At 71.1% G+C, this 13,097-nt stretch carries 17 protein-coding genes; 10 read left to right on the top strand and 7 right to left on the bottom strand.

Annotated elements, in window-relative coordinates; translation table 11 throughout:
* The first annotated feature begins 106 nt into the window (after positions 1-106).
* Positions 107-1,243: a helix-turn-helix domain-containing protein gene (locus LV75_RS11080; protein ID WP_253886726.1), complete on the top strand. Its 1,137-nt coding sequence runs from the start codon at positions 107-109 to the stop codon at positions 1,241-1,243.
* A gap of 6 nt (positions 1,244-1,249) precedes the next feature.
* Here the strand turns inward: LV75_RS11080 and LV75_RS11085 are convergent, their stop codons facing one another.
* Positions 1,250-1,684, bottom strand: coding sequence for a type II toxin-antitoxin system PemK/MazF family toxin (locus tag LV75_RS11085; RefSeq protein WP_253886727.1), 435 nt, complete (start codon positions 1,682-1,684; stop codon positions 1,250-1,252).
* A gap of 87 nt (positions 1,685-1,771) precedes the next feature.
* Here LV75_RS11085 and LV75_RS11090 point away from each other — a divergent pair, with 87 nt between their 5' ends.
* Positions 1,772-2,152: a VOC family protein gene (locus LV75_RS11090; RefSeq protein ID WP_253886728.1), complete on the top strand. Its 381-nt coding sequence runs from the start codon at positions 1,772-1,774 to the stop codon at positions 2,150-2,152.
* A gap of 5 nt (positions 2,153-2,157) precedes the next feature.
* Here the strand turns inward: LV75_RS11090 and LV75_RS11095 are convergent, their stop codons facing one another.
* On the bottom strand, positions 2,158-2,454 hold the full coding sequence (locus LV75_RS11095; RefSeq protein ID WP_253886729.1) for an ArsR/SmtB family transcription factor: 297 nt from the start codon (positions 2,452-2,454) through the stop codon (positions 2,158-2,160).
* A 115-nt stretch (positions 2,455-2,569) separates the two neighbouring features.
* Here LV75_RS11095 and lepA point away from each other — a divergent pair, with 115 nt between their 5' ends.
* Positions 2,570-4,414 carry a translation elongation factor 4 gene (gene lepA / locus LV75_RS11100; RefSeq protein WP_308210917.1) on the top strand — a complete coding sequence of 615 codons (1,845 nt, stop codon included), beginning with the start codon at positions 2,570-2,572 and terminating at the stop codon, positions 4,412-4,414.
* Positions 4,415-4,417: 3 nt separating this feature from the next.
* Here the strand turns inward: lepA and LV75_RS11105 are convergent, their stop codons facing one another.
* A complete protein-coding gene (locus LV75_RS11105; protein ID WP_253886731.1) occupies positions 4,418-4,816 on the bottom strand; it encodes a DUF3224 domain-containing protein in 399 nt (132 codons plus the stop codon).
* A gap of 93 nt (positions 4,817-4,909) precedes the next feature.
* Between LV75_RS11105 and LV75_RS11110 the strand changes: the two genes are divergently transcribed.
* Positions 4,910-5,287 (top strand): MmcQ/YjbR family DNA-binding protein, encoded by a 378-nt coding sequence (locus LV75_RS11110; RefSeq protein WP_253886732.1) that lies wholly within the window; start codon positions 4,910-4,912, stop codon positions 5,285-5,287.
* 362 nt (positions 5,288-5,649) lie between these two features.
* Here the strand turns inward: LV75_RS11110 and LV75_RS11115 are convergent, their stop codons facing one another.
* Entirely contained in the window at positions 5,650-6,075 is a 426-nt protein-coding gene (locus LV75_RS11115; RefSeq protein WP_253886733.1) for a phosphohydrolase, read from the bottom strand.
* An 89-nt stretch (positions 6,076-6,164) separates the two neighbouring features.
* Here LV75_RS11115 and LV75_RS11120 point away from each other — a divergent pair, with 89 nt between their 5' ends.
* The 3 genes from LV75_RS11120 to LV75_RS11130 all read left to right on the top strand — a co-directional run bounded on the left by LV75_RS11120 (position 6,165) and on the right by LV75_RS11130 (position 9,298).
* Positions 6,165-7,070 (top strand): TIGR04222 domain-containing membrane protein, encoded by a 906-nt coding sequence (locus LV75_RS11120; protein WP_253886734.1) that lies wholly within the window; start codon positions 6,165-6,167, stop codon positions 7,068-7,070.
* A 21-nt stretch (positions 7,071-7,091) separates the two neighbouring features.
* On the top strand, positions 7,092-8,153 hold the full coding sequence (locus LV75_RS11125; RefSeq protein ID WP_253886735.1) for a nitronate monooxygenase: 1,062 nt from the start codon (positions 7,092-7,094) through the stop codon (positions 8,151-8,153).
* 89 nt (positions 8,154-8,242) lie between these two features.
* Complete coding sequence (locus tag LV75_RS11130) at positions 8,243-9,298, top strand: alpha/beta fold hydrolase (RefSeq protein WP_372504165.1); 1,056 nt, start codon at positions 8,243-8,245, stop codon at positions 9,296-9,298.
* Here LV75_RS11130 and LV75_RS11135 read toward each other — a convergent pair.
* Positions 9,288-10,253: a zinc-binding dehydrogenase gene (locus LV75_RS11135; protein WP_253886737.1), complete on the bottom strand. Its 966-nt coding sequence runs from the start codon at positions 10,251-10,253 to the stop codon at positions 9,288-9,290. The two genes, LV75_RS11130 and LV75_RS11135, sit on opposite strands and share 11 nt — an antisense overlap.
* A gap of 229 nt (positions 10,254-10,482) precedes the next feature.
* Here LV75_RS11135 and LV75_RS11140 point away from each other — a divergent pair, with 229 nt between their 5' ends.
* From LV75_RS11140 to LV75_RS11150, 3 genes are read left to right on the top strand one after another with little or no spacing between them, the layout of a single operon-like run.
* On the top strand, positions 10,483-10,698 hold the full coding sequence (locus LV75_RS11140) for a hypothetical protein (protein ID WP_204450936.1): 216 nt from the start codon (positions 10,483-10,485) through the stop codon (positions 10,696-10,698).
* A 9-nt stretch (positions 10,699-10,707) separates the two neighbouring features.
* Positions 10,708-11,085 carry a guanyl-specific ribonuclease gene (locus LV75_RS11145; RefSeq protein WP_253886738.1) on the top strand — a complete coding sequence of 126 codons (378 nt, stop codon included), beginning with the start codon at positions 10,708-10,710 and terminating at the stop codon, positions 11,083-11,085.
* Entirely contained in the window at positions 11,082-11,384 is a 303-nt protein-coding gene (locus tag LV75_RS11150) for a barstar family protein (RefSeq protein ID WP_301318975.1), read from the top strand. Before LV75_RS11145 ends, LV75_RS11150 begins: the two co-directional genes overlap by 4 nt.
* Positions 11,385-11,851: 467 nt before the next feature.
* On the opposite strand, the gene LV75_RS11155 is transcribed toward LV75_RS11150, so the two are convergent.
* Positions 11,852-12,619, bottom strand: a complete 768-nt coding sequence (locus tag LV75_RS11155) for an enoyl-CoA hydratase family protein (protein WP_253886739.1) — start codon at positions 12,617-12,619, stop codon at positions 11,852-11,854.
* Between the two features lie 19 nt (positions 12,620-12,638).
* On the bottom strand, positions 12,639-13,094 hold the full coding sequence (locus LV75_RS11160; protein WP_253886740.1) for a DUF4396 domain-containing protein: 456 nt from the start codon (positions 13,092-13,094) through the stop codon (positions 12,639-12,641).
* Positions 13,095-13,097 lie beyond the last annotated feature (3 nt).

Consider the following 13,097-nt stretch of genomic DNA (forward strand, 5'->3'; position numbering starts at 1 on the left):
TCCGGCGAGCAGGGCTACTGTGGCGACGCGAGTGGGTGGATCGTGTCCGGAAGTTAAGCATCGGTGTCTTGGCTGACCCGATAACGTAAGTCAGTGGCGGATGGCAATGAGTGAGAAGACCCGACAGCGCCCCTTGGCGCCCTTGGCGGTGCGGGAGGCGTTCGATCCGGCGCGGCTGACCCAAGCTCGCAACCTGGCGGGTAAGACCAAGCGGTGGCTGGCTGACCAGCTCGGGGTCACCCCCGCCGCGGTCAGCCAGTACGAGATGGGTGCGAACCGCCCCCGGGCGGACTTGTTGCCGAAGCTCGCCGAAGTGCTCCAAGTGCCGATGGCCTACTTCGTCGCCGGGCGCGCGCAAGCGAGGCTGGATCCTTCGGCGGCGCACTTCCGCAGCCTTCGAAGTACGCGCGCTTACCAACGTGCCAAGGCAATCGCGGTCACCGAGCAGGTCTGGGAGCTCACAATTGCCTTGGAACGGCGAGTCCAACTGCCGCCGGTAGATCTGCCTGGCTTCTTCGGTGGTGAGGTCCACCCTGGAACTGGTGACCCATCTCGAGCTGCGGCCGCGCTAAGAGCCGCATGGGGGCTAGGCGCCGGGCCGGTCACTCATCTCATCAGGCGCCTGGAAGCTCATGGCATCGTTGTCCACACACCTCAACGCGACGACGACCTGCGGACAGTGGATGCCTTCTCCACGTCCGTCCTCCCACGTCCCGTGATCGTCCTAACGTCAAACAGGACAGACGACGTGTACCGCCACCGGTTCAGTGCCGCGCACGAGTTGGGTCACCTTGTCCTGCACGGAGAAGCCACCCCCGGCGACTCCACACAGGAACGTGCGGCTGACAGCTTCGCCGCCGAGTTCCTGACCCCGCGCGCCTCTATAGGACCGCAACTGCCGAAGCGGCTCGACCTACGCAGACTGTCCGAACTGCGCGACGTGTGGGGCGTTTCCGTGCACTCGCTCGTCCATCGCTGCCGGGAACTGGGGCTCTTGTCCGACTCGTCCGCCGGGCGGGCCTACCAACGGCTCAACGAACTCCGCGAACAGCCCGGCTTCGCCCCGGAACCCCTCACCGGCTACCCGGGCGAGCGGCCCGCCATGCTCGCGCAAGCGTTTGACCTGGCCTGCGGCACCGGGTTGACGATCACCGACCTGGCCAGGGAACTCGCCTGGGACGTGCCCCGGGTCCGCGAAGTCTTGGGGATCGACCAGGGGCGGCCGGTCCTCCGACTGGTCTGAGGGGCGTCAGCGCCAGCCGTAGCGCTCCCGCAGGGCGGCCGCGGCCAGTTCGAAGCGCTCGGGTTCGAGCACCGAGCCCTCCCGGCGGATGTCGTGCTCGCCGAGCTCGAACATCCGGTCCAGGCGCAGGTAGGACACCCGGCCGTCGCGGTCCCAGCGGCCGGTGCCCAGCTCCAGCCAGTCGTGGTGCTCCTGGCGGCGGGGTTCCTTGCTGGTCAGCATCAACGCGCGCAGCCGCTCGGCGTGCCGCCCGACGACCAGCAGCGGGCGGTCCTTGCCGCGCTCCGGGTCGTCCTCGTAAGGCACCCACGCCCAGACGATCTCCCCGGGGTCGGCGTCGCCGTCGAGGTTCGGGGCGTAGGTGATGGCGTCGGGCCGGTCGCTGGTCGGGACCTCCCAGACGGCGCCGCGGGCCGGTCGGGGGTCGTCATCGATCTGCACACGCGGAGCGTAATGCCCGGGCGGCGGACGGGTGAGCTGGAATGGGACGCGCTGCGCCGCGGCGGTGCTGCCGGTAGGACTTGAGCCGTGGAGTTCCTCAGCAGCCGCGTGATCATCCACCCGCGCGACCGGGACCGCTCGCTCGCCTTCTACCGGGACACCCTGGGGCTGGCGGTGTTCCGCGAGTTCCCCGGTGGCACCGTGTTCTTCCTCGGCGGCGGGTACCTCGAGCTCTCCGGCCAGGGCGTGACCCAGGCGAACCCCGACCTGGCGCTGTGGCTGCAGGTCCGCGACATGGCGGCCGCGGCCGAGGAGCTGACCGGCCGGGGAGTGGCGTTCCTGCGGTCGCCGCGGCTGGAGCCGTGGGGCCTGCGGGAGGCGTGGCTGGCCGACCCGGACGGCGTGCGGATCGTGCTGGTCGAGGTGCCCCCCGACCACCCGATGCGGTTGGACTCCCGCCAGCCCTGAAGCGGTCAGCCCGCGGTGTCCAGGTGCCGCTCGGGACCCGCCGCCCACAGCCGCCGGTACGGCGCCAGCCAGGTGTCGACCTCGGCGAGCGGCTCCGGGCGCAGCTCGTACCAGCGGCGCTGCGCGTCCCGGCGCACCCGGACCAGCCCGGCCTCGCGCAGGACCTTCAAGTGCTTGGAGGTCCCCGGCTGGGTCAGCCCCAGTTCGGCGACCAGTTCCCCCACTGACCTGGGCTGCACGAGCAGCAGGTCCAGGATCCGCCGCCGGGTCGGTTCGGCCAGCACGGTGAAGGTGGTCGCCACCCGCCCAACATAACCGAGCGGGCATGTAGCCGACCACGGGCGGAGCACCCGAACAGCCCGGTCGCCGCTCGGGCATGGGACGATGGACCTACCCCTGACCATGCGAGGACCTCGAGTGGCAACGTTCGCTGACACGACCTTCACGGCGCCGGAGCAGATCCGCAACTTCTGCATCATCGCGCACATCGACCACGGCAAGTCCACCCTGGCCGACCGGATGCTGCAGATCACCGGCGTCGTCGAAGCACGGGCCATGCGCGCTCAGTACCTCGACCGGATGGACATCGAGCGCGAGCGCGGCATCACCATCAAGGCCCAGAACGTGCGCCTGCCGTGGACCGTGGACGGGGCCGACCACGTGTTGCACATGATCGACACCCCCGGCCACGTCGACTTCACCTACGAGGTCTCGCGCGCGCTCGACGCCTGCGAGGGCGCGGTGCTGCTGGTCGACGCCGCGCAGGGGATCGAGGCGCAGACGCTGGCCAACCTCTACATGGCCCTCGACCGCGACCTGCAGATCATCCCGGTGCTCAACAAGATCGACCTGCCCGCGGCCGACCCGGACAAGTACGCCGCCGAGATCGCGCACATCATCGGCTGCGAGCCCGGTGACGTGCTGCGCGTGTCGGCCAAGACCGGCCACGGGGTGGGCGAGCTGCTCGACGAGGTCGTGCGCGTGGTGCCCGCGCCGGTCGGGCAGGCCGACGCGCCCGCCCGCGCGATGATCTTCGACTCGGTCTACGACACCTACCGCGGCGTGGTGACCTACATCCGCGTGGTGGACGGCAAGATCACCCCGCGCGAGCGGATCAAGATGATGTCCACCGGCGCCACCCACGAGCTGCTCGAGGTCGGCATCATCTCCCCGGAGCCCAAGCCGAGCGCCGGTCTCGGCGTCGGCGAGGTGGGCTACCTGATCACCGGCGTGAAGGACGTCCGCCAGTCCAAGGTCGGTGACACCGTCACCTCCGAGCGCAAGGGCGCCACCGAGGCGCTGGCGGGCTTCCGCGAGCCGCGGCCGATGGTCTACTCAGGCCTCTACCCGGTCGACGGCTCCGACTACCCGGACCTGCGCGAGGCGCTGGACAAGCTGCAGCTCAACGACGCCGCGCTCACCTACGAGCCGGAGACCTCCGCGGCGCTGGGCTTCGGCTTCCGCTGCGGGTTCCTCGGCCTGCTGCACCTGGAGATCACCCGCGACCGGCTCGAGCGCGAGTTCGGCCTCGACCTGATCTCCACCGCCCCCAACGTGGTCTACCGCGTGGTGCTCGACGACGGCAAGGAACTCGTCGTCACCAACCCGTCGGACTGGCCGGTCGGCAAGATCGGCGAGGTGTTCGAGCCGATCGCCAAGTGCACGGTGATCGCCCCGAGCGACTTCGTCGGCACGATCATGGAGCTGTGCCAGGGCAAGCGCGGGCAGCTCGGCGGCATGGACTACCTGTCGGAGGACCGGGTGGAGCTGCGCTACACCATCCCCCTCGGCGAGATCATCTTCGACTTCTTCGACTCGCTGAAGTCGCGCACCCGCGGCTACGCCTCGCTGGACTACGAGGAGTCCGGCGAGCAGGCCGCCGAGCTGGTCAAGGTCGACATCCTGCTGCAGGGCGAGCCGGTCGACGCGTTCAGCGCGATCGTGCACCGCGACTCGGCCTACGGGTACGGCACCCGGATGACCACCAAGCTGCGCGAGCTGATCCCGCGCCAGCAGTTCGAGGTCCCCATCCAGGCGGCCATCGGCGCCAGGGTGATCGCCCGCGAGACCATCCGCGCCATGCGCAAGGACGTGCTCTCCAAGTGCTACGGCGGTGACATCAGCCGCAAGCGCAAGCTGCTCGAGAAGCAGAAGGAGGGCAAGAAGCGGATGAAGATGGTCGGTCGCGTGGAGGTGCCGCAGGAGGCCTTCGTCGCCGCGCTGTCCACCGACGAGCCGTCGGACAAGAAGGGCAAGAAGTAGCCGCTACGGCAGGGCGTACTCCACGCCGTAGGTGTGCTCGTCGCCGTTCTTGGTGATCTCCAGGGTGCCGGTGAGCCCGGAGAGCTCACCGGTGCCGGTGCCGGGGATGACGGTGACCACGAGGGACTGCCCGGAGCTGTCCGCGGTGGCCGAGTGCTGCAGCACGAAGCTGCCCCGGCGGCCGTCCAGGGTGCCCTCGACCCGCTCGATCGCCACGTAGGCGGCCGACCCGGCGGCCGCGACGACGGCACTGGTCATGTGCACCTCGCTGGTGGCGACCAGGCCGCCGGAGAACGTCTTGCGGATCACCGTGTGCCCGAGGTCGACGCCATCGCGCTGGTCGTAGGGGCTTTCCGGCTCCCACGCGTCCACTGTGAACGTCCCGCTCGCCTGTCCGCGCACCCTGGTCTCCCTCGCCTGTGGACAACTTCCGACACATGTCGGTCCCATGCGCGATTCTGGTCCTCGACGGGTGTGCGAGGAAAGGGAGACCCGATGACCCGCTCTGATCCGCTGCCGCGGCTGCGGAAGATCTGCCTGGCCCTGCCGGGGGTGACCGAGAAGGTCAGCCACGGGTCCCCGTCGTGGTTCGCCCGCGGGGACAAGGGGATGTTCGTCTCGTTCGTCGGTGAGCACCACGGCGAGCGGCTCGGGTTCTGGTGCGCGGCGCCGCCCGGGGTGCAGGAGGAGATGGTCGCGGAGGATCCGGACCGGTTCTTCCGCCCGCCCTACGTCGGGCACCGCGGCTGGCTGGGCGTGTACCTCGACCGCGCGGTCGACTGGGCCGAGATCACCGAGATCGCCGACCAGTCGTTCCGGGTGGTGGCGACCAAGAAGTCGATCGCCGAGCTGGACGCGCGCGGCGGCGCCTGACGGACAACCCGCGCCCCGCCGTCGCGTCCTCCAGTCGGAAAGCCGACCAGCCCGACCAGCCTGGGACGGGGTGGGTGGAATCGACCAGTCGGGAGTGGACAACCGACGTGACCAGGCAGCAGGGGGACCAGCCAAGCGGAGGACGGTGCCGGAGAGCGGTCTGCCCAGCCGGGAACGGTGCCGAAAGGTGACCTGCCAGGTCGGGGACGGTCCCGGAAGGTGACCTGCCAGGTCGGGGGCGGTCCCGGAAGGTGTCCCGCCAGGTCGGGGACGGTGCCGGGTGGGGATGAGGGGGTGGGTGGTGGGAGGAATCAGCCCAGTGTGGTGGGAGGAATCAGCCCAGTGTGGTGGGAGGAATGAACTCAGTGTGCCGCGAGGAAGTCCAGGGCGGTGGCGTACTTCAGCCGGAGCCGGTCGCGGGTGGCCTGGTCGAGTTGGGCCAGGCGCGCGGGGGCGGAGTTGTCGGCGATGTCGGCGTGCTTGACGGCGCGGGCGATGGGGTTGGCGACCACCCGGGTCAGGTACTCGACCTGGGTCTCCTCGGGGCGCTTGCTGATGGCGTCGACCGCGGCCACGACCTCGGGTGGGCAGCCAGCCGCGGCCAGGTCGGCGAGGGTGACGGCGGTGTCCTCCACGACGTCGTGCAGGGCGGCGGTCATCCGCTCGTGCTCGCTCGTCACGCTGGCCATGACCCGCAGCGGGTGCTCGATGTAGGGGCGCCCGGACTTGTCGAGTTGGGCGCCGTGCGCCGCTCGGGCGATCCGGATGGCGTCGTCCACGGTGAACATGCCCGGAATGTAACCGGTGGTCGCCGAATCGCACGTCGATCACCCGTTCGTGTTGCACACTGAGCGCGTCGCTTGAGGGAGGAGGACAGATGGACGAACCGTGGGGCCTCACCGGCCAGCAGTTCCTGACCGCGTACTGGACGGCGGTCGCGGCGGTCCTGGTGCTGGCCGTGCTGGTGCGGGTGGTGGCGGCCGCGCGGGCGGGCAACGCCGCCGCCGGGGACACCAGCCAGCTCGACCCGTACGAGCTGGCCATGCTCGCCGGTGGACCGGCCCGGGTGGAGCAGACCGCGTTGGCGGGCCTGATCGGCCGGGGTTCGGTGCGGCTGAGCCGGGACGGGTCGGTCGCGCCGACCGGGACCGGGCCCGCTGACCCGGTGCAGCACGAGGTGCTGCGCGGCATCGGTTCCTCGCGCAAGCTCTCGCGCAGCGGCCTCGGCCTGCGCGACAGCGACCTCGTGCGGCGATTGGGGCAGGGCTTGGTCGCGCGCGGCTACCTGAGCCCGGGCAAGCGGTGGGGCAGGCGCGTGCACCTGCTGCTCGGCGTGCTCTTCGTCGTCGCGATCGCGCGGCTGGTCAACGGGATCAGCCTGGACAGGCCGGTCCTGTACCTCGTGCTGTCGCTCCCGGCGACCCTGGTGCTGTGGGCCATCGCCCGGGGCATCGTCGGTGGGACCAGGCAATCGCCCACCCGGCACGGCCGCGCTGAGCTCAACCGGTTCCGGGCGCGGCTGCCTCGCTCGGCGGGTGCCACCGCCGGGGTGCTCGGCGTCGGGGTCCTCGCCCCGGTCGCGTTGTACGGGCTGATGGCCTACCCGGACGAGGACGTGTCCGGGATCCTCGCCCAGCAGCAGGCCTACACCGGCTACGGCTCGACGAACACCTCCAGCAGTTGCAGCAGTGGTTCCAGCTGCAGCAGCGGGAGCAGTTGCAGCAGCGGCAGCAGCTGTGGTGGCGGGAGCAGCTGCGGGGGTGGTGGTGGCTGCGGCGGCTGAGCCGGCGGTACGGTCGGCGGTGTGATCACCGAGCTCGCCGTGCCGATCGTCGTCGCCCCCATGGCGGGCGGGGTGAGTTCGCCCGCCCTGGTCGCTTCAGCCGTGGACGCGGGCGCGTTCGCCTTCCTCCCATCCGGGTACGTCACCGCCGACGCGCTGCGCGAGCAGATCGCGCGGACCAGGGAGCTGACCGGGAAACCGTTCGGTGTGAACATCTTCGCGCCGAGCGCGAAGTCCACTCAGGACACCTCGGCGTACCGCGACGCCGTGCGCGCGGAGGCCTCGGCGCGCTACGGCGTCGAGGCGGGCGCCGCGGACTGGGACGACGACCACTACGCGGCGAAGGTCGACGCGGTCGTCGAGGCGCGGGTGCCGGTGGTGTCGTTCACCTTCAACCTGCCCCGGGTCGAGGACGTCGCGCGGCTGAAGGCGGTGGGCGCGCTCGTCGTGGTCACCGTGACCACGCCAGAGGAGGCTGTGGCGGCGGCCGAGCGCGGCGCGGACGTGCTCTGCGTCCAAGGCGCTGCCGCAGGTGGGCACCGGGGCGTGTTCATCGACGACCCCGCCTATCCCGGTGGCGGTCCGCTCTATGACCTGCTGCCCGCGCTGCGGCTGATCTCCGCCGAGGTGGACCTGCCCCTGATCGCCGCTGGCGGGCTCACCAGCGGTGCGGATGTCGCCGCTGTGCTCGCGGCAGGCGCTGTGGCCGCTCAGCTCGGCACGGTCTTCATGCGCTGCCCCGAGGCGGGTACCGCCGCCCCGCAACGGGCCGCGTTGGCCGCGGGTGGGCGGGAGACGACGGTGACCCGCGCGTTCACCGGACGGCCCGCGCGCGGGTTGGTCAACCGGTTCATCACCGAGCACCCGGACGCTCCTGGCGCCTACCCGGACCTGCACAACCTCACCCGCCCGATGCGGGCGGCGGCGGGCAAGGCGGGCGACGTCGACGGGATGTCCCTGTGGGCCGGGCAGGCCTACCGCTTCGCGCGCGAGGTGCCGGTCGCCGAGTTGTTGGGCGAGCTCGCGGTCGAGGCGCGCACGGCGGCGAGCGACTTGGCGCGCAGGCTCGGCGTGCTCGGGTAGCCGTGTGCGGTTGCCCACAGACACGGGGTGCGCGGGTCGCGGATCAGGCTTACTTTACTCACAAGTAGGTAAATGGGAGGTCGCCGGTGATCACGTTGGACGCAGTGCGCGCCGCCGCGGGCAACGTGGCCCGGCGGGCGCTGTTCGGGACCCTCGCCGATCATCGGCCCGTTCCGCGCACGCTCCTCAACGAGGGCCGGGCTCGTTCGGTCTACGCGTATCACCGGCCGGTTGGCGTATCCCGGCGAGGTGAACCGGTGCTGCTCGTGCCGCCGCTCGCTGTGCCCGACTCCTGCTTCGACCTGCGTCGAGGGTGTAGCCTGGTCGAGCACTTGGTCACTGCGGGTAGGCCCACCTACGGCGTCGAGTACGGCGAGATCGCCTTCGCTGATCGGGAGTTGGGGCTGGAGCACTGGATCGACGAGGTGCTGCCCACAGCGGTCCGCACGGCCCACGAGCACTCCGGCGGCAAGCCGGTGCACGTCGTCGGCTGGTGTCTGGGTGGGATCCTGGCCGCGCTCACCGCCGCTCGCGCGGGCGCGCACCCAATCGCGTCGCTGACCGTGGTCGCGAGTCCGTTCGACTTCTCCGCGATCCCGCTCCTGCGCCCCTTGCGACCGCTGGACGCCTTGACCGGCCGGATCGCGATCCCAGCGCTCTCCCGCGCCCTAGGCGGCATCCCGGCCCCGCTGGTGCGCCGCGCGTTCCAGATCAGCGCGCTGGACAAGCACCTCACCAAGCCGTTCGCGGTCGCCGCCAACCTCGCCGACCGCGACTACCTCGCCCAGGTCGAGGCCGTCGAGCGGTTCACCGCGGGCATGGTCGGCTACCCCGGCCGCGCCGTGGCCCAGATCTACCGCGAGTTCTTCCTCGCCAACGCCCTCGCCACCGGCTCACCCACCCTCGACGGCACCCGGATCGACCTCGCCGACATCACCCAGCCCACCCTGGTCATCGCGGGCCGCGACGACGCGATCGCCCCGCCCCGCGCCGCCCGCGCCCTGGTCGACCTGCTCCCCGGGCGGGCCAGGTTCAGCACCGCCCCCGGCGGGCACCTGGGCGTGCTCACCGGCCGCGCCGCCCGCGACACCACGTGGCCGCTCATCGACCGGTTCCACGCGGGGGTCACCTCGCTCAGCGGGTGAAGACGATCTTCCCGGCGGTCTCGCCAGCCAGCATCTGCTCGAAGCCCTCACGGGCCCGCGCCATCGGCAGCTCGGTCCCGATGCGCGGCTTGATCCCGGTCAGGTCGCAGAACCGCAGCAGGTCGGCCAGCTCCTCCCGCGTCCCCATCGTCGACCCGACCACCCGCAGTTGCAGGAAGAACAGCCGCTGCAGGTCGGCGCTGGGGTCGGGGCCGCTGGTGGAGCCGGAGACCACGATGACCCCGCCCGGTTTGAGCGCGCGCATCGAGTGCTGCCAGGTCGCCTTGCCGACGGTCTCGAAGACGGCGTCGACCCGCTCGGGCAGGCGCGCGCCGGACTCGAAGGTCCCGTGCGCGCCCAGTTCCGCGGCCAGGGCCCGCTTCGCCTCGGTGCGGCCGGTCACCCACACCCGCATGCCCGCGGCCCGGCCCAGCTCGATCAGCGCCGTCGACACCCCGCCGGAGGCGCCCTGGACCAGCATGGTCTGGCCCGGCCGCAGGTCCGACTTCACGAACAGCATCCGGTAGGCGGTCAGCCACGCCGTCCCCATGCACGAGGCCTCGCTGAACGAGAGCCCGGTGGGCTTGGGCAGCACGTTGCGGGCGGGCACCACCACCGTGTCGGCGAAGGTCCCCTGGTGCTCCTCGGTCAGCAGCGTCCGCTTCGGGTCGAGCGTCTCGTCGCCGGACCACGCGGGGTCGCCGATCACCGAGTGCAGGGCCACCTCGGTCCCGTCGGCCAGCACCCCCGCGGCGTCGCAACCCAGGATCATCGGGAACCGCTCCGCCTTGATCCCGACCCCGCGCAACGTCCACAGGTCGTGCATGTTGAGGCTGGCCGCCCGCACGGTGACCGCGACGAACCCCTCCGGCACCTCGGGGTCCGGGCGCTCCCCGATGACGAGCGCGGCGAGCGGGTCATCCGGGCTGGGCGCACTGGCGTAAACGGCGAACATGGAGTCGAACATAACCACCAGAGCCGTCGATCGCCCCCGAAAAGTGGGAAGGCGCTCTCCTGCGAGTCCGGCACGCGCTATCCGCGCCCGCGCGGCCCCTGACCGCACGGGCGGAAAACCCAAGTACACCCAGTACGAGCGGCTTCCCGCCCGCGCGCCCAGGAACCACGCGGATCACCGATCCCACGCACCAGACTCGCAGGAGAGCGCCTAGGTCTAGGCTCGACCCGTGCTGCGAGGGCTGTCCGACTGGTGGAACGACGTGGAGCTGTGGCTGATCCAGCTGTCGTTCCCGCTGCAGTTCGCCCTGGTGATGGCGATCTTGCTGCCGCTGTGCGTGGTGCTGGCCTGGTTCATCGACCGCGTGGTCGACTACGCCTCGGCCCGCTTCGGTTCTTCCCGCGACGAGACGCCCCTGGGTTCACGCCAGGAAGTCGATTCGTAGGCTCTCCGGGTGGGTTCGCGCAGACGCATCACAGTGGCGCTGGTCGGTCTGGTCCTGCTGGTACTGGCAGGGTGGCTGATCAGGGACGCAGGCACCGACGCGTCCGCGCCCGTTCCCCTGTCCAGCCTGCCGCCGGAGGCGACCGCCACCTGGCGGTTGATCGAACGCGGCGGACCGTTCCCCTACCCGGCCAACGACGGCAAGACCTTCGCCAACCGCGAGCGGCGCCTGCCCGACCGAGCCCCCGACCACTACCGGGAGTACACCGTGCCCACCCCAGGCAGCCAGGACCGCGGCGCGCGCCGCTTGATCACCGGAGCGGGCAGCGAGCTGTTCTACACCGCCGACCACTACGCCACCTTCGTGACCGTGGACCCCACCCGATGAGCGGCCAGGGCGAGTACGTCATCGACGGCACCGCGATCCGCAGCAAGCGCGCCATGTTCACCACCCTGGCCAGCGCACTGTCCTTCCCGGACTGGTTCGGCCACAACCTCGACGCGCTCTACGACTGCCTCACCGACCTGTCGTGGCTGCCCGAGGGCGACATCAAGCTGGTGTGGACCGACTCCGAGGTGCTCGCGGGCGCCGACCCGACCGGCTACGCCGGCATCCGCGAGGTCCTCGACGACGCGGTCGAAGGCTTCGCCACCCCCGGCCGCTCCCTGGCCGTCGAGATCAGCTGACCCTCACCGAGGCGCTGGTCGACCCACATCCCCGACGATGCCCGACCGGCTCATAGAGCGGACTCGTCTCACGCGGGGCAGCAACACCCGTAGCGCTGTACGCGGACAGGCCATGCTTTCGGCTTTGCTCTGGTGGGTCCGACGCGGCCCCACCACCCCCCTCTGCTCGATGGGGCGGACTTGTTTTGCGTGGGGGGACGGCACCCGTAGCGTTTCCTCGCGGCAGGGCCAGTCTTTTCGGCCCCTGCTTTGCGGACCTGCCACGGGTGTCGTAGGGGCCCCGCGCAAAACAAGTTCGCCCCATCGAGCCCACCGCACTCCCCGCCACCCGCGGCCACACGGGATACCCGCCCCGCCGAGCCACACGCACTCCCAGCCCAGCGCGGACACACGGATACCTCGCCCCGCCGAGCCAACCGCACTGCCAACCTGCACCGCGGGATACGCCTCGACAAGCCACTTAAAGCTCAGGGCACCCAGCGCGGCTTGCGCTTCTGCGCGAACGCCGTGATGCCCTCCTGGCCTTCCTCACTCGCGAAGAACCCCGCCGACAGCTCCAGCATCCGCGCGAAGTCGGTCGCCATGTCGGCGGGGCGCTCGCGGCGCAGCACCGCCTTGGTGGCCGCCAATGCGATGGGGCCGCCGAGGGCGAGCATCGAGGTGTAGCGGGTGACCTCGGCGTCGAGGTCGGCGCCGGGGACCGCGGAGTTGAGCAGGCCGATCTGGACCGCTCGGGCCGCGTCGAACTGCTCGCCGGTGAGGAACAGTTCGTGCGCGGCCCTGGGCAGCAGCCGGGGCAGCATGGTGACCGAGATGATCGCCGGGACCACGCCGATGCGGACCTCGGTCAGCGCGAACGTCGCGGTGTCGGCGGCGACGGCGATGTCGGCCGCGGCGACGATGCCGACGCCACCGGCGCGGGCCGGGCCCGCCAGCTTGGCCACCACGGGCTTGGGGCTGTCCCAGATCTGCTGCAGGATCGCCGGGAACTCCTGGACCCCCTGGGCGGCCGACGACGCGCCGCCTGCCTCCTTGAGGTCCATGCCCGCGCAGAACACCGGCCCGGTGTGGTCGAGCACGATGACCCGGACGGCGTCGTCGCCGGTCGCGGTGCTCAAGTGCTCGCGCAGCTCCCGCCGCAGTTGCGCCGACAGCGCGTTGCGGTTGCCGGGGGAGTCCAGGGTGATCGTCGCGACGCCCGCCTCGACCGCGTAGTGCACCAGCTCGTCTGCCATGGCGCCCACCCTAACGGCGTCAGTGGTGGTGGTAGGAGTGCACGACGGCGTGACCCTTGCCCCTGCCGATGAGCCACTTGTTCACCGGCACGGTCAGCGCGAAGGCCACCACCAGCGAGAACGCCAGTGCCAACCAGAACAGCGCGCTGGTCAAGCCCGCGTCCATCGCGCCGGGTACGACGAGCATCACGGTGTTGTCCAGGACCTCCATCACCGCGATCGACACGGTGTCGGCGGCGAGCGCGATCCGCAGCGCGCGGGCGGCCGGGACGCCCGCGCGCAGGACCGGGCCGATGGTCAGGGCGTAGCCGAAGCCGAAGGCCAGCGCGATCGCCAGCACGACCGTGGGCAGGGTCGACCAGCCGAGCGCGGTGCCGATCACCATCCCCAGCACCTCGCCGATCGCGCAGCCGGTCAAGCAGTGCAGTGTCGCGCTGATCGCCTGCCGCCAGGGGTGCGCCGATGCGTGTTCCATGCA

Source organism: Actinokineospora diospyrosa, from assembly GCF_024171925.1.
GTDB lineage: Bacteria > Actinomycetota > Actinomycetes > Mycobacteriales > Pseudonocardiaceae > Actinokineospora > Actinokineospora diospyrosa.